Raw genomic sequence first — 16,261 nt, forward strand, 5'->3', positions numbered from 1 at the left:
CGCTCCTTCGTCCTCGACCTAGAGCATAATCCCGCTTCGATCGCGATCGTGCAGACGATCGTGGAGCTTGCCGCCAAGCTGGGCATGAAGACGGTCGCCGAGGGGGTGGAGACGCACGAACAACTCGAGCAGCTTCGCCGGACCCGATGCGATGCCGTGCAGGGCTATCTGCTCGCCGCGCCGATGCCCGAAGAGGATGTGGTTCGGCTTTTCGGCGCGCACCAATACGACCTCGGGCAAGGTCGTCCCCTGCCCGAGGCCGATTGACTATTTGCCAGCCTTTTCGCGCAACCGGGTCTGCGCGGCGACCAACCGCTCCATTCGTTTCAGGTCCCCATCGGTCAGGCGCAGCGCCGCGTCCGCCCACAGATCGACCACCGCCTCCAATTCATCCAGCGGCAGTGGATTGACCGCTCGCGATGCCTCGTAGATGGCGCAATGCGCGCTATGTCGCCGATCGTTCTGGCGGATGTAATCGGCGACCATGCGACGCCCCTCCCCCGGCTCGGCCAGGCCGTGGACCAGCCCCATCTCGTACAATTCGTCCGCGCTATAGGTCCGGCCGCTGAGGATCATCCGCTCGGCCCGCGCTGCACCCAGCCGCCGCGACAGGAAGCAATGCGCCCCCATGCCGGGGAACAGGCCGAACATCGTCTCGGGCAAGCCGAAGCTGGTGCCGCGCTCGGCGATGACGACGTGGAAGGACAAAAGCGCCTCGAACCCGCCGCCCAGGGCATCGCCTTCGACGAGGCCGATCGTGATGATGGGACGCTCCAGCCCGCGCATGTTGCGATAGAGGATGCGGACGCAGCGGTGGCCGTAACCGGCGAGCGCATCACGGTTGCGGTCGCGGATCGCCCGAGCAAAATGTTCGAGGTCTCCGCCTAGCGAGAAGACGCCCGGAAAGCGCGACCCGAGCACCAGATAGCGGATCGGCAGCATGCCCGTATCGACGGCCTGAACGATCCCGTCCTGCCAGCGTTCGAAATCGCCCAGAAGATCGGGGTTGAAACTGGGCCGCGCCCGCGGCCGCATATCGCTCCAGAGGGTTTGCGCCTTTCCGTCATAGCGCGAGGCGAGCTGGTCAAAGGACAGCGCGCGGCCGGCGTGAGCCAGGGGCATGGTTTGCCCGTCGCGAATGTCGTTCGCCAGGTTGAGGTCATAAGCGGTCATGGATCATACTCTCGACATGCAGCACCATGCTGCATGTCGAGAATAGCCCGGCCGCTTGGCACACCCGTTGCCAAACCGCGCGTCCCGTCGCCTTTTCGCGGCGAATTTCGTCAGTTAGCGGACGGCGGGGCCAGATATTTGCCGAACCAGGCCAGTTGCCGCTTCATCACGTCGGGGGCCTGGGTCGGCACGCAATGCCCGGCATCGGGATAGATGACGAGGCTGGTCGGCACATTCTGGCTCTTCAGGGCATTCCACCATTCGACCGACTGGGTAGGCGGCACCTCGATATCCCGCTCGCCGACATAGATGAAGGTCGGCGTGTGGGCCGACTTGACGTGATAGACCGCCGATACGTCCTCATAGGCCTGGTAATCGTCATAGACCGACTTGCCGAAGAACGGGATCATCCAGGTGTTGATGCCGTTGGTGCCGTAATAGCTGACCCAGTCGGACAGGCCCGCCCCCGCGACGATCGCCTTGAAACGGTCGGTTCGGGTGTTGGCCCACATCGCCATGAAGCCGCCGTAGGAACAGCCGGTCAGGCCCAGCCGCGCATCGTCGACCGGCGCCAGCTTTTCGACCGCATCGATCCCCGCCAGAATATCGCGCAGGTCGCCGCCGCCGAAGTCGCGCTTGTTGGCCGCAGTGAACGCCTCGCCCTGCCCATAGGAGCCACGCGGATTGGGCAGGAATCGGTAATAGCCCGCATCCTCGAACGTGCTGGCCAGCCCCTTTTCGATGAAGCGCGGGGTGCTGGCGGCCGATGGCCCGCCATGAACCTGCACGATCATCGGCGCCTTCCCATCGGGGTTGGCGTTCAGCGGCGACAACAGCCAGCCCTGAACCGTGAAGCCCTCATTGGTCCACGTCACGCTGCGGGCCTGGACGGCGGGTTGCACGCCATCATTGTCGTGGGTGATCTGCCGAAGGGCGGTCGCGCGCCCGGCATAGATGGCAGGCGCGTGGGTGAAGTCCTCGATGACGCTGGCGGCCATGTCGCCCTTCGCGTTCCAGGCGATCCGGCCGTCTCCGGCGGACAGGCCCACGGGACGCTCGAACAGCAGACGCGGGGCCCGGCCGGGCTCGATGGCGACGGCGCCCATCTCGTCGCCCCGCAGCGTCGCAGCGCGCAGGCCGCCCTTCGTCCAGGCCAGCGAGGTGAAGGTGATCGGCTGCCCCCGGGTCTGGTTGGTCGGCGTGCCCCCGGCCAGCGGCACCGTCCAGACGTCGCCACCGATCGACCCAAAATCGCTCATCAGCCCGCCGATATAGGCAACCGTCTTTCCGTCGGGCGACACGCGCGGCATGTTGAGCTGGGTCGATGGCTTGGCGATCGACGTGACTGCGCCGGTCGTCGCATCCACCCGGTCGAGCGTCGCCACCCACCAGTTCGCGTCGCCATTGCCCAGGGCCGAGGTCACGACCAGCGCCGAACCATCCGGCGTCCAGTCATATTCGTAGATGTAGCGGCCCTGCGGCGAGAGCGGCACCGCCTTGGTCGGCGCCCCCTCCCCCACGGGCACGATGGCGAGGCGCTGTTCGTCATTGGCGACGCCGATCTCGCCGACCTGCCGCGCGCCCGCCTGGGTCGCGCCGACATCCTTGGTCGCCCCCAGCGTGATGAGCATCGCCACCCGCTTGCCATCGGGCGAGAAGCGCGGGGTGGAGGCGAGACCGTCGACCGTCGCCACCGGGCGCACCGTGTTGCCCCGCGCGATCATGAGCGTCACGACGCCCTTGTCGCGCGCCAGAAAGGCCAGCCCGTCGCCCTGCGGCGCATAGGTCAGCCCAGAATAACTGCAGGTCGCACACGGATCGATCCGGCGAACGACATGCCCGTCGCGTGCGGAGCGTATCACGATGCCCGGGTGCATGGCCTCGCCTAGTTCGATCGCGGCGATCTCACCGCCCGATGGCGCCAGCGTCAGGGCGCCGTAGCGATGCACCGCCGCCTGAGCCGGAAAGGCGATGGCGGAGGCGAGGAGAAGGGCCAGAGGAAGACGCATCGGACATCCTTGATGAAAAACGATGGGAGGCAGATCGCGCGAGGCGACCGATGCCAAGGGCTTAAGCCACATTCCGACGTGCCGCCAGTCACGGCCCCGGATCGGCAGAGCTACGCCATAATCAGGCGTCTTCGACCACGCGTATGCCGCGCGCATCCAGCTTGGTCAGCCGCGCGGGAAGCGCCTTGCTGATCGCCAGCAGCCGAGGACGCGGTGCCTTTTTCCATTCGCGGCACTCGGGCAGCGTTCGCCCGCATGCGACACACCAGCCGGTGCGGCCGTCGAAGCGGCAGATGCTGATGCACGGGCTTTTCATGCGCACACCGTCCAGGTTTCGACCATCAGGAGTTCGCCTCGCACATCACCGCAGCTTCATGAAGGCGGCCACCGCGTTGCGGACGCCATCGGCCAATCGGTCGTAGATCATCCGCGAAACCTGGGCGATGACCGGCTGGCGATCGCGCCCGCCCCGGGCGAAGACCGCGATCGCGACACGCCGACCGTCGGGCATGGTGATGAACCCGACATCGTTGGTGATCCCGTCAAGCGTCCCCGTCTTGTCCTCGACGAGCGTTCCGACCGGCAGCAGCGCGCGGATTCGGCGGGTGCCCGTCCGGCACTGGCTCATCAGGCCCAGAAGATAGGCGCGGCTTTGCGACGAGAGCGCGGTGCCCCGGTCCAGGATCCGCAGCAGTTCGACCATGGCGACCGGGGTCGCGACATCCTTGATATCCGCCAGATGTCCGCGCTCCCGAAGCAGCTGGGCGATGGTCCGGTCGATCCGCATTCCGCTGATATTGTGCGACCGGACCCATTGCTGGACCTTGGCCGGCCCGCCAAGCGTGGCGAACAGCTGATCGGCGGCCAGATTGTCGCTGTGCACGATCATCGCCTCCATCACCCGGGCGGCGGTACGGCCACCGATGATGTCGTTCAGGCTGCGGCGCCCCTGATCCACTTCCGACAGATAGGCGCCCGCAATCGCCAGCTTGACCGTACTGGCCATCGGAAAGGGGATTTGCCCGTTGACGGCTGCGGTCGAGCCATCGTCCAGATCGATCGCAGCGATGCCATATTCGCCGGGGCGGGTCGCGAGCAGCGCATTCATCTCCCGCTGAAGCTCGACAAGCTCGAAGGACTGGGCGGCAGCCGGAGCCGGGACGGCGCAGCTTGTCGCGATACCCATCAGAAGCAGACGGGCCAGCGGAATCTTACGCATACAGATTACTCGATCACGAACGGAATCAGCGGCTCGACGCTAACCAAAAAAGTCGGGCCCGTCCCGCAGAAATTGCAGCGGTTGCGCCGACCTGTTCGGGCGCGCGACGAAGCGGTGGCTGGCCTGGAGCGGGTCACCCCTGTTACCGTCCGTCATGGCCTCCATGAATTTCGAGCTGCTGGACATTCGGGTGTTCGTCGCGATCGCCGATGGCAAGAGCTTCCTGCGCGCCGCCGAACAACTGAACCTGTCGCAACCCGCGATCAGCCGCCGGGTCCAGAAGCTGGAGGCGACGGTCGGCACGCCGCTCCTTGAGCGGACGACACGGACGGTGCGCCCGACCCCGGCGGGCAAGGAGATATTGCCGCTGCTCCGCCGTCTGCTGGAGGAATTGGACGAATCGCTGCTCGGCATGATGGCCTCGGGCGAGCGGCAGGCGGGGCGGCTGACCATCGCCAGCATCCCCAGCGCGACCGTCCGCTTCCTGCCGGACGTTCTGGAAGCGCTGGGCCGCGACTATCGTAACGTTCGGGTGCGTGTGCTCGACCTGACGGCGACCGAATGCGCGGAGGCGGTGCGGACGGGGCAGGCCGAGTTCGCCATCACCCTGCCCGTCTCGTCGGACGGCGACCTGGTCTATGAACCGCTGACCGACGATCCCTATGGCCTGGTCTGTCGCAAGGACGATCCGCTGGCGGCATTGGTCGATCCCGCCTGGAGCGATCTCGAAGGGCTGCGGCTGGTGACGGTGCATCCGGGCAGCGGCAACCGCACCGCGCTCGATGCCGGGCTGGCGCGCGCGGGGATTGAGCTGCGCTGGTTCTATGAAGTGACGCGGCTCACCTCGGCGCTGGCGCTGGTGCAGGCGGGGCTCGGCCCCTCGGTATTGCCGCGCCTGGCCTGCGAGGGGCCCGACGCGCGCGATCTGGTCTGGCGACCGTTGCGGGGGGCGGCGGTCACCCGGACCCTGGGCGTCTTGCGCCGCCAGTCCGCGACGCTGTCGCCCGCCGCCTCACGATTGATGGGGCTGCTCACCGACGCCTGGGCCGCCGAGCCGGGCACCGCCCCAGCGCGCGACGAGTAGAGACGCCGAGACATTGGCCGTGCCGCTGGTCAGCGCACGGATTTCGGACAGAAAGCGATCGACCGCGATCAGCATCGCCGCCGCACCCACCGGAATATCGGGCAGCAGCGACAAGGTGAGCAACAGCGCCGAGAAACCGCTGCCCGTCACCCCCGCCGCCGCCTTGGAAGTGACGAGCATCACGCCCAGATACACGACGATCCGGCCGGGCGTCAGCGCGATGCCCAGCGCCTCGCCCAGGAACAGCGTGGCGACCACCAGATACACCGCCGTCCCGGCCAGATTGAGCGAATAGCCGAGCGGCACGGTCAGCCCCGCCACGCTGCGCGGAACGCCCAGCGCCTCCAGCTTCAGGATCAGGCGGGGCAAAACGACTTCGGTCGACGAAGTACCCAGCACGATCAGGATTTCGTCGCGGAACACGCGCAGCAGGGTGCCCCCGCCGAGCCCGGTCGTCACCCGCACCAGCAGGACCAGCCCGGCGATCAGCACCCCGCACGCCAGCGCCAACGTGGCGAACAACAGCCCCAGCGAGCCCAGGAAGCCGACGCCATAGGTGCCGACCGTATAGGCGATTGCTCCGAACGCCCCCACGGGCGCAGCACGGATCAGGAAGCCGAAGATGGCGAATTGAAGCCGGGTCAGCGCCTCGATCCCGCGCACGATCGGCGCGCCCGCCTCGCCGATGCGCAGCAGTCCGAAGCCGACCAGCCCGGCGACGAACAACACCGGCAGCACGTCGCCCGCGGTAAAGGCCGAGAACAATGTGTCGGGCACGATCCGCACCAGGAAATCACCCGGCCCGGTGATGTGCCGCCCGGCCAGCTGCCGCTCCACCTCTGCCAACGCTTCACCATAAGGCGGCACGGGAAGGCCGCGCCCCGGCTGCATCAAGGCCGCGACGCCCAGACCGATGGCAAGCGCGGCGATGGTGATGCCCAGGAACACGACCAGGCTGCGCAACACCGTCGCGCCCGTATCGCGCGCGGCACCGTGGCGGACGATGCCCTCGACGATGGTGCAGAACAGGACCGGCGGAACCATCATCCGCATCGCCTTGACGAACGCGATGCCCAGCGGGCCCAGCTCGCGACCGAACGCCGGGGCCAGCACGCCGATCAGCGTCCCGGCGACGATGCCGATCAGCATCTGGACATAGAGGTGCCGCAAGACGCGCAAGACCCGATCCGCTCCCGATATATGCAAATTACGCATCAAGCGACCCGATCATTGCATTTGATCGAAGCGCCCCATGTGAGGCTTAGTGCCGCGCAAGGCACGATGGCTCAAGCCCCTGCCACGACGAGAAACCGTCACAACAAGAACCCGCAAGCGAGCGGGACGGCCAGAAGAGAGGTATGATGGAAGCCCGATCTCCAAGGTTTCGAACCGTGATGCCGCGCCGCGCCGCGCTGGGGCTGGCATTGCTGCTGGGGCTGAATGCCGTTGGCGCCCCCGCGCTCGCCCGCGATACGAAGCCCGCAAAAGTCCGCGAGTTGCATGTCGTCACGTCGGGCGGCTTCACCGCCGCCTTCCATGCGCTGGCGGCGAAATATGAACGCGACACCGGCATCCATATCGTCGCCGAGCACGGCCCCTCGATGGGCGAAACACCGCAGGCGATCCCCAACCGGCTGGCGCGGCATGAGGACGCCGATGTCGTCATCATGGCACGCGGCAGCCTGGACAAACTGGCCGACCAAGGCCTGGTCGCCAAGGGTAGCGAGGTCGATCTCGGCCTGTCCAAGATCGCCATGGCGGTAAAGGCCGGCGCCCCCGCCCCCGACATTTCCACCCCCGACGCGCTGCGCAAGACGCTGGTCCATGCCAAATCGGTCGCATGGTCGGACAGCGCTTCCGGCGTCTATATACAGTCGACCATGCTCGACCGGCTGGGCGTCACCGATCAGGTACGCCCCAAGGGGCGGATGATCCCCGCCACCCCGGTGGGCCAGATCGTCGCCACCGGCCAGGCCGAGATGGGCTTCCAGCAGCTCAGCGAATTGAAGACGGTCAAGGGCATCCGCATCGTCGGGCTGATCCCGGACTCGTTGCAGAAGGTGACGCCCTTCTCGGCGGGCGTCGTCGCTTGGTCGCCACACCAAGCCGAGGCCCGCGCTCTGATCGCCTATCTGTCCTCGCCCAAAGCCTATCCGATCATCCGCGACAGCGGATTGGAACCCGCCTCGCAAAAGGCCAAGCCATGAACGCCTCCACCATTCCCCTCCCCGCCGCCGACGCCGCATCCCCGGTATCGGCCGAGCGCCGCAAGTCCGCCTTCAAGTCGATTTTCATCGTTGCCAGCGGCAACTTTCTGGAGATGTTCGACTTCATGGTGTTCGGCTATTACGCCACCTACATCTCGAAGGCGTTTTTCCCGACCGGCAGCGACTTCGCCTCGCTGATGCTGACCCTGATGACGTTCGGCGCGGGATTCCTGATGCGGCCGGTCGGCGCGCTGGTGCTGGGCGCCTATATTGACAAGCATGGGCGGCGGCAGGGATTGCTCCTCACGCTGGGCCTGATGGCGCTGGGCACGCTCGCGATCGCAGTCACGCCCACCTATGCGCAGATCGGTGTGGCCGCCCCCGTCATCATCCTGATCGGCCGCCTGGTCCAGGGCCTGTCGGCGGGCGTCGAGGTCGGCGGCGTGTCGGTCTATCTGAATGAGATCGCGCCGCCGAACCGAAAGGGCTTCTTCTGCTCGTGGCAGTCGGCGAGCCAGCAGGCTGCGGTGGTCTTCGCCGCGCTGATCGGCCTGATCGTGTCGACCAGCCTCGATCCCGTCACCATGCAGGCCTGGGGCTGGCGCATTCCGTTCATCATCGGCTGCGTGATGATCCCGTTCCTGTTCGTCATCCGGCGCCACATGGAGGAAACCGAAGCCTTCCTGAAGCGCAAGGACCATCCGCCGCTGTCGCAGATCATGCGGACCATCGGCGGCAACTGGGGCGTGGTTCTTCAGGGCGCGCTGATGGCGGTGATGACGACCGTCTTCTTCTACATGATTACCGCCTATACCCCGACCTTCGGCAACAAGGTGCTGTCGCTGACGCCGGGCGCCGCACTGTTCGTCACCGCCTGTGTCGGCGTCACCAACTTCGTGCTGCTGCCGGTGATGGGGGCGCTGTCCGACCGGATCGGGCGTCGGCCGCTGCTCATCGCGGCGACGCTGTTGGGGGCGCTGCTGGCCTATCCGCTGATGAGCTGGCTGGTCGCCGCGCCCAGCTTTGGGCGGCTGCTGACGGTCGAGCTGCTGCTCGCCGCCATCTATGCCACCTATAACGGTGCGTTTATCGTGTACCTGACCGAGGCGATCCCGGCGCATGTCCGCACCGTCGGCTTCAGCCTGGCCTATAGCCTGGCCACCGCCATCTTCGGCGGCTTCACGCCCGCCATCAGCACGGCACTGATCGGGGCGACCGGCGACAAGGCCATCCCCGGTGCCTGGTGCGCCGCCGCCGCGCTGCTTTCGCTGCTCGCCCTGCTGATCGGGTCGCGCATCCGCCGCAGGGCCGACTGACCCCTTGCCCGCCGCGCTGCCGACGAGGTGCGGCGGGCCCCTTTCCTGACATATTTGAGGCGGCGGCCGAGAAGCCTCACGCCCACGCCCTGAGAGGATGCCGTCATGTATCGTAGAGCCTTGCTCGCGATGGGCCTTTGCGCGCCGCTGCCGGTTGCCGCGCAAGCCGCGCCCGCACAGCGCAATGACGATGTGGCGCGTCTGACCCGCCTGGTCGAACGGCAACAGGCGCAGATCGAGCGACTCGAAGCCCGACTGGCGGCGGTCGAAGGCGGCGGGCCGCAGGCCGTGGCTGCCGCCCCACCGCAGATCGCAGGGCAGGCTCCGCAGGCGGCACGCACCCCCGCGCCGCTCGGCCAGTCGCTACCATCCGACGCGCATCCCCCCTCGCTCGACGCGCGGCTGGCCCGGATCGAGAAGGCGCAGAAGGACGGCGTCCATGTCGACTGGTCGAAGGGGACGCCCGAATTTACGAGCGCCGATGGCCGCTTCTCCTTCCGCCCGCGCGGCCGCATCCTGGTCGACGCTGCCACCACGACCGGCAGTGCGCTCCCGACCCGGAACATCATCGCCACCACCGCCCGCTCGCTGCGCCTGGGTTTCGAGGGATCGATCGGCCCGCACCTCTCCTACCTGCTGGAGGGCGATTTCGCCGACAACGACCCGGCGATCAAATCCGCCTATCTTGCCTGGACGACGCGGTTCCTGGGTCAGCAAGCTGAATTCGCGCTCGGCAATCGGTTGAACGATCGTGGGCTGGATGGATCGAGCGGCACCATCTCGGTCCCCTTTCTCGAACGCAACTTCGTCGGGCAGGGTATCATCCCGGTGCGCGGCTTTTTCGGCCTGGGCGCGGCCGCCCGTATCTATGGCGATGGGTGGCATGTCGGGGTGCAGGTGTCGGGCGACGACATCAGCAATCCGGGCACGCAGAGTGATGGCCTGACCATCGCGGGGCGCGCGCACTGGAACCCGGTCAAGACCGCAGACTGGCTGGTCCATCTGGCCATCTGGGGTTTCCACGAACAGATCGCCGCCGATGCGACCCGCCCGACACGCAGCATCGCGGTCGGCGGCTTCTTCAACGACAATCTGCGCATCATGCCGGGCACGTTCACTGGGGCGAAGTCAGGCGACGGCTATGGTTTCGAGTTGGGCACCTTCCACAAGTCGCTCTGGGCTTATGGGGAATATGGCAGGCGGCGGATCGAGAACCGCGCCGGTGCCGCGACCGACCAATCGGCCTGGGCCGTTCAGGCGGGCTGGTTCCTGACCGGCGAGACCCCGCCCTATCTGACACACGGCGGCGTGTGGAGCCGCCCCAAGGTGCTGCGCCCCTTCACCTCGGGCGGACGCGGCGCAATCGAACTCGCCACGCGCTATGAGGAACTCGACTATAGCGACAATCCCACAGCGGGGCGCGGCACCGCGCTGACGCTGGGTATCAACTGGTATCTGAACAACTTCGTCCGGCTCCAGCTGAACGCGATCGACTGGACCCTGACCAATCCCGCCCAGCTTGGCGGGGCGACCGATCATGGTCAAACGCTGATCGGTCGGGTGCAGGTCGCTTTTTAAGCGGCTAAAGCCGTTCGCTATTGGCGAACGGGCAGCTTCGTACCGAGAAGGACCAGATGATCGCCCGTGATCCCGAACCAGTGGGGAACGCCTGCCGGGATCAGGAATACGTCCCCCAGGCCAAGCTGGCGTGTCGTGCCGCCCTCGATCTTCTCACCTTCGATCAGATTGCCCCCGCGCGCGACCGGCGCGATCAGGGTTCCGCCCGATACCAGCGTCCCTGCACCTTCCAGCACGATGACATATTCGGCCTCCGTCGGATGGACCGCTGGGCGGCCGGGCTTCTTCCAGATCTCAATGGCCGCGATACGCGGGCCGTCCTGCACGAGGGGCCGCCAGGTAAAGCCCTGGTCCGGCTTCATTCCCGCGAGCATCGCTTTCACCTGCGCGCGAACCGCATCGCTGCTCGCGAAATCACGGCCGCCCACCGGAGCCTGCGCGCATGCTGGCGACGCCGCTCCCCACAGCGCCACCACGGACGCCGTGACCGCCGCTTTCGATAATAATCCCTGCATCTTATCCCCCTGCGCCGGAACGCCCGTTCTCGCACCGACGGATCCCGGCGGCAACATGCGCCGATCCTATCAAGCCCCAGGCCGTTTTCGCCATGCCGATAGGGCTGCCATCGCGATGACGGCGGCGCCGAACGGACGGCCTCTGCGCAGCAAGGCCAGGCCAGCCGTCGCGATCGCCCCGCTACCCGCCAGCGAGGCCACAATGCCGACCGGCTCGGAGATATTTGTCGGCGACGGCTCCGTCCGCGACGCAACCGGAGAGTCCTTTTTGGGCGATCCCGCAACGGGCGCCTCACCCTCGACCTGCCGTTCCAGCTCGGCATTCAGTTCCGCGCCGAGCAGAAAGACATAGGCGCTCAGCCAGAGCCATGTCAGGGTGACGATGACGGCGCTCAGCGAGCCATAGGTCGCCCCGTAATTGCCGAAACGCGAGACGTAGAAGCCGAACGCCGCCGTCCCGGCCAACCACAACAGGGTTGCACCAACCGACCCGGGCGACAGCCATATCCATCGCGGATGCCGGTGATCGGGGCCATAACGAAACAGCACCGCCGCCGCCGTCACGACGATCAGCGCCAGTGCCAGATAGCCCCCTAACCGAAGCGCCCCCAGCACCAGACCCGGCGCGTCGGGGATCAGCCCGTTCAGGAACGCCAGCGCCATGGTCGTTCCCATGGCCACGAAGATCAGCAGGACCCCACCGGCCACCACGGCGAATTGCAGAAGGTTGAGCCGGACGAAGCCGCGCGTCTCCTCCGTGTCATAGGCGACGTTCAGCCCCGTGATGATGGCCGACGATCCCTTGGTCGCGCCATACCAGGCCAGGACCAGCGCCACGACCAGTCCGATGCCCTGCTTGTCCTTCGCGCTCTCGACCACCGTCAGCAACTGGTCGGTGATGATCGAGGCGGCGTCGCGTGGGAGAGACGCGAAGACCGCCTCGACATTGGCTCGCACCGTCTCCGCATCGGCAAATAGTCCATAGCTCAGCACGACCGCGCCCAGGGTCGGAACGATCGCGGCGAAGACGTAAAAGGCGATGCCCGCCGCGATGATCCCGATATTGTCGGCCCCGACCTCCTCCCAGGTCCGCTTCAGGATGGCGAGCCATCCCCTGGGCGGCACCTGAAGGGGCGAAGGCGCCCCTTCGCCCGCGCGGTGATCCGCCATTCCCTGACGCGTCGTCACACCCTGCCCCATCCCGTCATCCATCTGTTTTCCCTTCGCGAGAGGCAAACTCGCGCTGGACGAGTTCGGTCCCCGGACGAGGCGCAACCCTGGCCCCCTCGACATTGCGCTGCGCTCCGCTGTCGTGGCATGTCGGGCTCGTGGAAAACCGACCCCATATCCTCGTGGATGCCGATGCCTGTCCGGTGAAGGACGAAATCTACCGCGTCGCCTATCGTCTGGACGTCCCCGTGACGGTGGTCAGCAATGCGCCGCTGCGTGTACCCCAGCATCCGCTGATCGCGCGCATCGTGGTCGGCGATGCCTTCGATGCCGCCGACGACTGGATCGCTGAACGCGCCAACCGGATGGCGATCGTCGTTACCGCCGACATCCTGCTCGCCGATCGCTGCCTGAAGGCGGGCGCGACCGTGATCGGGCCCAATGGCAAGCCCTTCACGACGAGTTCGATCGGCAATGCGATCGCGGTGCGCGCGATCATGGCCGATCTTCGCGCGGGAGGCGATCGGATCGGTGGACCGGCCCCCTTCGGAAAGGAGGATCGCTCCCGGTTCCTCTCGGCACTGGACGAAGCGGTGACGCGAGTCTTGCGCCAGGCGAAAGCCTAACGGCCATTTCCCGACCGGAGCGGCTTGATCTATCAGACCAAGGACGATTACGACCGCGGCTATGAAATCCACCGCCCCCGCGCTTCGTCGGCTGCCTCTCGCGATCCTCATGTCCCTGGCGATGATCGCCCCCTCTACCGCCCTGCAGGCACAGGCCGGGAAGACGGTAAAAGCACCCGCCTCGCGGGCGGCCTCGGACGCCACGATCATCCCATTGCCATTGACGCCGATCGTTCCCGCCTCTCAGCGGTCCTGCGACATGCAGACGCCGTCGGGCCTTGGCTACACGATCCTGCGCGCCGCAAACGGCCCCAAGCCGGCGGCCGATGCGACGGTCCTCGTCAACTATATCGGCTATCTCAAGGCGACCGGCGCGGTGTTCGACCAGGCCATGCAGACGCCGATGCCCGTCGGCGGGGTCATTCCCGGATTTTCGGAAGGATTGCAGTTGCTGGCTCGGGGCGGCGTCATCCGGCTCTGCGTTCCTCCCGCGCTGGGCTATGGCGCACAGGCGTCCGGTCCCATCCCGGCCAGCGCCGACCTGGTGTTTCAGATCGAACTGCTGGACTTCAAGACCGCTGCCGAAATCGACGCATTACGCAAGGCAGGCAATGCGGCCCCCACGCCGCCAACCTCCCCCCAGCCTTGAGCCACCGCCGCGCTTCTTAACCGCTGCGAATGCCACTCCTCTATTAGGGCGCGACATGACAACCTCGCGCCCAACGGCGGTCAGACGCGCCGTGCAAACGCCCCCTGCGGCTCGACAACGTCGCGCGCCGACAAGGAGCCTGCAGGCGCGGAGATGCCGTCGTCAGCGCTTGCCGAGCTTCTTTCTGAACCACGCGACGACGTGTTCGATCAGAGCCGGTTGGAACCACGGGTCATCGCCGTGCCCGGCACCGTCGACCACCACATAATCAATATCCGCCTCGCGTTCACGCGATGCCGCGACCATCTGCGCACTCTGCACCGGGGAGACGAGATCGTCCGCGCTGCCATGCATCAGCAACAGTGGCGGCTTGTGCCCTGATAGATAACCGATCGGGCTTGCTGCCATGGCCTTGGCCGGATCGCTGCCGATCGTCGCACCGGCAAATTCCCCGAACGCCACGCCGTGAACCAGCAGCGCCTCCGTCGAGGCGGTCGAGGCATGAACCTCGCCAATCGCTTCGGAAAATCCCGCACCGATGTTTCGCAGGTCGGAGATGCCATAGAGGGACACCGCCGCCTGCACCGCGGCCGACATATCCAGCCAATCGCCCCGGTCATGGTCGGACGTATCGCCGGTCATCGCCAGCATCTGCGCCAGCCAACCCCCGGCGCTATCGCCCAGCACGCCGATCCGGTCGGGATCGATGCCATATTCGTCAGCGTGAGCCCGCAAATAGCGGACTGCGGCCTTGCCGTCCTCAAGCGGGGCCGGGAAGACGTCGGGCACGACGCGATATTCGGCGGCGGCGACGACGAACCCCGCCTGCGCGAGCGCGAGCCGCATCTCGATGAACTTGCGATGCGCGGCCGAGGTGAAGCCGCCGCCCGGTACATAGAGGATCGCCGGTTTCGGATCGCAGGTGCGCGGCACGAGCAGCGTCATGCGCAGCCCGCGCACCGCATCGATCCGCTTCACCTGATGAAAGATCACCTCCCCGACCTCATCGATGCGGGGCCGGTCGGTGGCGATGGTCAGTGTCCTGGCCTCTGCGCGGTCGCCGCTATGCGTGGGTATAGTATCGGAAACCATGCGCGCCCTTTCATCGGCCGCCCCCGTGCCAGGGCGATCGCGCTAAATCGTGGGACCGCGCCGCTGGTTCCGCAGGCCGCGCCTTACCGAAACATACGAAACCTCCACGCCTACCCGCCGTTGAGGCCTCGCCTCGCGATCACGCCGGATCGTGGGGGTGGAGGAAACGAACATGACCGATCTGCCGACCAAGGTGATCCTCGATAACGATGGCATCGATGCCGAGCGGCCGCCGGTGCTGCCGTTCCTCCACCTGTGGACCGGGGCGGATGGCGGCAGCCGGATCGACCTGTCGCGGATGACCGGATTTGGCCAGAAGAGTGTGGGCGGCGGGGCAGACCCGCAATGGATGCGCCCGTTCCCGGGTGAGGTCGCGGCGATCAACTTCGCGATCCTGCCGGTGGGCTGGGTCGGGGACTGGCATGAGAGCCCCAAACCGCAATGGGTCATTCCGCTGCGCGGTCGCTGGTTCATCGAGACGATGGACGGCAACCGGGTGGAGATGGGTCCGGGCGACATTCATTTCGGCCAGGACCAGGACACGACGGACGGCAAAGGACATCGGTCGGGCCAGATCGGCGACGAACCCTGCTTCCAGATCATGATCCAGTTCGCGACGTCGCCCGCCGCTCAGACTCGCGACCCGTTCGGAATATGACGCAGGCTCAGACGCCGCCGCTCGCTCCGCTGCTGATCCCGGCCCGGTTACGGCACCCCGGATCGCCCGAGCCGACCAGCGTGGCGCCACCTCAGATCCACGACGCCGACGCACATACGGTGCTCGGTAACGCGCGGCTCGTCACACTGTACGACCAGGCCAGTTGGAGCGAGGGGCCGACATGGTGGGAGCGCGAGCGGACGCTGGTGTGGAGCGACATCGTTGGGCGCCGTGTGCTGGGCTGGCGCGAGGACGGTGCGGTGGACGTACTGCTCGACGCGACGCCGTTCATCAACGGCAATGCCGTGCTGCCGGATGGGACGCTGGTGCACTGCGAACATGGTCGCCGCGCGATCAGCCGATCCGACGGCAAGGGCGTTGCGACCCCCGTCGCATGGGTCGCAGAGGGCAGCCGACTCAACGCCCCCAACGACCTGATCGTCGCCCCTGACGGGGCGATCTGGTTCAGCGACCCGACCTTCGGACTGGAAAACCCCAGGCAAGGCGTGCCCGGGCATGCGGAAAGCGGGCGCACCGCGATCTGTCGGATCGGCAATGACGGCATGGTTCGGCGGATGGTCGACATGGCCCAGCCCAACGGCCTCGCCTTCTCGCCCGATCAACGGACGTTGTACGCCTCCCAGACCCCGGAGCATGGCGAGGGAGAGGTCGCGATCTATGCATTCGACTGGGACGGCACCATGCTGTCCAATCGGCGCCGGTTCGCGACGGTGGCCGAGGGCGTTCCGGATGGCTTCACGGTCGACCGGCGCGGCTGGCTATGGAGCAGTTCGGCAAAGGGTGTCGAGATTTTCGATCCCGCAGGTACGCATCTCGCCACCGTGCCGACGCCCGAGACATGCAGCAATTGCACCTTCGACAACCGGGAAACACGGCTGTTCGTAACCGGCGGTGCACACCTCTGGATGCTGAATCTGACGTAGCCACTGCCGGATACACCCGAT

At 66.7% G+C, this 16,261-nt stretch carries 17 protein-coding genes (1 of these 17 only partly in view); 9 read left to right on the forward strand and 8 right to left on the reverse strand.

The genetic code is table 11. The annotated features are described in order from the left end of the window. Positions 1-267, forward strand: partial view of a putative bifunctional diguanylate cyclase/phosphodiesterase gene (locus AC1GI4_RS02925; RefSeq protein WP_479628477.1) — the 3' end only. It extends 1,686 nt beyond the left edge of the window; 267 of the gene's 1,953 nt are visible here — the last part of the coding sequence; its start codon lies beyond the left edge, outside the window; its stop codon occupies positions 265-267. Here AC1GI4_RS02925 and AC1GI4_RS02930 read toward each other — a convergent pair whose 3' ends face one another. From AC1GI4_RS02930 to AC1GI4_RS02945, 4 genes are all read right to left on the reverse strand, one after another. Continuing rightward, positions 268-1,173: a crotonase/enoyl-CoA hydratase family protein gene (locus tag AC1GI4_RS02930; RefSeq protein WP_294270806.1), complete on the reverse strand. Its 906-nt coding sequence runs from the start codon at positions 1,171-1,173 to the stop codon at positions 268-270. A 110-nt stretch (positions 1,174-1,283) separates the two neighbouring features. After that, positions 1,284-3,182 (reverse strand): prolyl oligopeptidase family serine peptidase, encoded by a 1,899-nt coding sequence (locus AC1GI4_RS02935; protein ID WP_479628478.1) that lies wholly within the window; start codon positions 3,180-3,182, stop codon positions 1,284-1,286. Positions 3,183-3,303: 121 nt separating this feature from the next. Further along, a complete protein-coding gene (locus AC1GI4_RS02940; protein WP_294270800.1) occupies positions 3,304-3,498 on the reverse strand; it encodes a DUF1289 domain-containing protein in 195 nt (64 codons plus the stop codon). Between the two features lie 45 nt (positions 3,499-3,543). Continuing rightward, complete coding sequence (locus AC1GI4_RS02945) at positions 3,544-4,401, reverse strand: serine hydrolase (RefSeq protein ID WP_479628479.1); 858 nt, start codon at positions 4,399-4,401, stop codon at positions 3,544-3,546. Between the two features lie 154 nt (positions 4,402-4,555). Between AC1GI4_RS02945 and AC1GI4_RS02950 the strand changes: the two genes are divergently transcribed. Further along, positions 4,556-5,485: a LysR family transcriptional regulator gene (locus tag AC1GI4_RS02950; protein ID WP_479628480.1), complete on the forward strand. Its 930-nt coding sequence runs from the start codon at positions 4,556-4,558 to the stop codon at positions 5,483-5,485. On the opposite strand, the gene AC1GI4_RS02955 is transcribed toward AC1GI4_RS02950, so the two are convergent. Next, complete coding sequence (locus AC1GI4_RS02955; RefSeq protein ID WP_479628481.1) at positions 5,414-6,664, reverse strand: cation:dicarboxylate symporter family transporter; 1,251 nt, start codon at positions 6,662-6,664, stop codon at positions 5,414-5,416. The genes AC1GI4_RS02950 and AC1GI4_RS02955 overlap by 72 nt on opposite strands. 215 nt (positions 6,665-6,879) lie before the next feature. Here AC1GI4_RS02955 and AC1GI4_RS02960 point away from each other — a divergent pair, with 215 nt between their 5' ends. From AC1GI4_RS02960 to AC1GI4_RS02970, 3 genes are all read left to right on the forward strand, one after another. Then, positions 6,880-7,692: a substrate-binding domain-containing protein gene (locus AC1GI4_RS02960; RefSeq protein WP_479630337.1), complete on the forward strand. Its 813-nt coding sequence runs from the start codon at positions 6,880-6,882 to the stop codon at positions 7,690-7,692. Then, entirely contained in the window at positions 7,689-9,008 is a 1,320-nt protein-coding gene (tcuC, locus tag AC1GI4_RS02965; protein ID WP_479628482.1) for a tricarballylate/proton symporter TcuC, read from the forward strand. The genes AC1GI4_RS02960 and tcuC overlap by 4 nt, the downstream gene beginning before the upstream one ends. Positions 9,009-9,113: 105 nt before the next feature. Continuing rightward, positions 9,114-10,586: an OprO/OprP family phosphate-selective porin gene (locus AC1GI4_RS02970; protein ID WP_479628483.1), complete on the forward strand. Its 1,473-nt coding sequence runs from the start codon at positions 9,114-9,116 to the stop codon at positions 10,584-10,586. A 17-nt stretch (positions 10,587-10,603) separates the two neighbouring features. Here the strand turns inward: AC1GI4_RS02970 and AC1GI4_RS02975 are convergent, their stop codons facing one another. Both AC1GI4_RS02975 and AC1GI4_RS02980 read right to left on the reverse strand, forming a co-directional pair. Next, positions 10,604-11,101, reverse strand: a complete 498-nt coding sequence (locus AC1GI4_RS02975) for a cupin domain-containing protein (protein WP_479628484.1) — start codon at positions 11,099-11,101, stop codon at positions 10,604-10,606. A 69-nt stretch (positions 11,102-11,170) separates the two neighbouring features. Then, complete coding sequence (locus tag AC1GI4_RS02980; RefSeq protein WP_433910789.1) at positions 11,171-12,313, reverse strand: YihY/virulence factor BrkB family protein; 1,143 nt, start codon at positions 12,311-12,313, stop codon at positions 11,171-11,173. Positions 12,314-12,429: 116 nt separating this feature from the next. On the opposite strand from AC1GI4_RS02980, the gene AC1GI4_RS02985 reads away from it, so the two are divergent. Both AC1GI4_RS02985 and AC1GI4_RS02990 read left to right on the forward strand, forming a co-directional pair. Then, the gene (locus AC1GI4_RS02985) at positions 12,430-12,897 is read left to right on the forward strand and encodes a YaiI/YqxD family protein (protein WP_433910790.1); all 468 of its coding nucleotides are present in this window, start codon (positions 12,430-12,432) and stop codon (positions 12,895-12,897) included. Between the two features lie 61 nt (positions 12,898-12,958). Continuing rightward, positions 12,959-13,546 carry an FKBP-type peptidyl-prolyl cis-trans isomerase gene (locus AC1GI4_RS02990; protein WP_433910791.1) on the forward strand — a complete coding sequence of 196 codons (588 nt, stop codon included), beginning with the start codon at positions 12,959-12,961 and terminating at the stop codon, positions 13,544-13,546. 162 nt (positions 13,547-13,708) lie between these two features. Here AC1GI4_RS02990 and AC1GI4_RS02995 read toward each other — a convergent pair whose 3' ends face one another. Then, positions 13,709-14,638, reverse strand: a complete 930-nt coding sequence (locus tag AC1GI4_RS02995) for a prolyl oligopeptidase family serine peptidase (RefSeq protein WP_479628485.1) — start codon at positions 14,636-14,638, stop codon at positions 13,709-13,711. Positions 14,639-14,810: 172 nt separating this feature from the next. Here AC1GI4_RS02995 and AC1GI4_RS03000 point away from each other — a divergent pair, with 172 nt between their 5' ends. After that, on the forward strand, positions 14,811-15,296 hold the full coding sequence (locus AC1GI4_RS03000) for a hypothetical protein (RefSeq protein ID WP_479628486.1): 486 nt from the start codon (positions 14,811-14,813) through the stop codon (positions 15,294-15,296). Further along, positions 15,293-16,240, forward strand: a complete 948-nt coding sequence (locus AC1GI4_RS03005) for an SMP-30/gluconolactonase/LRE family protein (RefSeq protein WP_479628487.1) — start codon at positions 15,293-15,295, stop codon at positions 16,238-16,240. The genes AC1GI4_RS03000 and AC1GI4_RS03005 overlap by 4 nt, the downstream gene beginning before the upstream one ends. Positions 16,241-16,261: the final 21 nt, after the last annotated feature.

It is taken from the genome of Sphingomonas sp. 77B (assembly GCF_056497825.1).

Bases quoted from the DNA above. Each gene is read 5' to 3' on its own strand.
- AC1GI4_RS02930 (WP_294270806.1), bottom strand. From the start codon at position 1,173: ATGACCGCTTATGACCTCAACCTGGCGAACGACATTCGCGACGGGCAA.
- AC1GI4_RS02935 (WP_479628478.1), bottom strand. From the start codon at position 3,182: ATGCGTCTTCCTCTGGCCCTTCTCCTCGCCTCCGCCATCGCCTTTCCG.
- AC1GI4_RS02940 (WP_294270800.1), bottom strand. From the start codon at position 3,498: ATGAAAAGCCCGTGCATCAGCATCTGCCGCTTCGACGGCCGCACCGGC.
- AC1GI4_RS02945 (WP_479628479.1), bottom strand. From the start codon at position 4,401: ATGCGTAAGATTCCGCTGGCCCGTCTGCTTCTGATGGGTATCGCGACA.
- AC1GI4_RS02950 (WP_479628480.1), top strand. From the start codon at position 4,556: ATGGCCTCCATGAATTTCGAGCTGCTGGACATTCGGGTGTTCGTCGCG.
- AC1GI4_RS02960 (WP_479630337.1), top strand. From the start codon at position 6,880: ATGCCGCGCCGCGCCGCGCTGGGGCTGGCATTGCTGCTGGGGCTGAAT.
- tcuC (WP_479628482.1), top strand. From the start codon at position 7,689: ATGAACGCCTCCACCATTCCCCTCCCCGCCGCCGACGCCGCATCCCCG.
- AC1GI4_RS02970 (WP_479628483.1), top strand. From the start codon at position 9,114: ATGTATCGTAGAGCCTTGCTCGCGATGGGCCTTTGCGCGCCGCTGCCG.
- AC1GI4_RS02975 (WP_479628484.1), bottom strand. From the start codon at position 11,101: ATGCAGGGATTATTATCGAAAGCGGCGGTCACGGCGTCCGTGGTGGCG.
- AC1GI4_RS02980 (WP_433910789.1), bottom strand. From the start codon at position 12,313: ATGGATGACGGGATGGGGCAGGGTGTGACGACGCGTCAGGGAATGGCG.
- AC1GI4_RS02990 (WP_433910791.1), top strand. From the start codon at position 12,959: ATGAAATCCACCGCCCCCGCGCTTCGTCGGCTGCCTCTCGCGATCCTC.
- AC1GI4_RS02995 (WP_479628485.1), bottom strand. From the start codon at position 14,638: ATGGTTTCCGATACTATACCCACGCATAGCGGCGACCGCGCAGAGGCC.
- AC1GI4_RS03000 (WP_479628486.1), top strand. From the start codon at position 14,811: ATGACCGATCTGCCGACCAAGGTGATCCTCGATAACGATGGCATCGAT.
- AC1GI4_RS03005 (WP_479628487.1), top strand. From the start codon at position 15,293: ATGACGCAGGCTCAGACGCCGCCGCTCGCTCCGCTGCTGATCCCGGCC.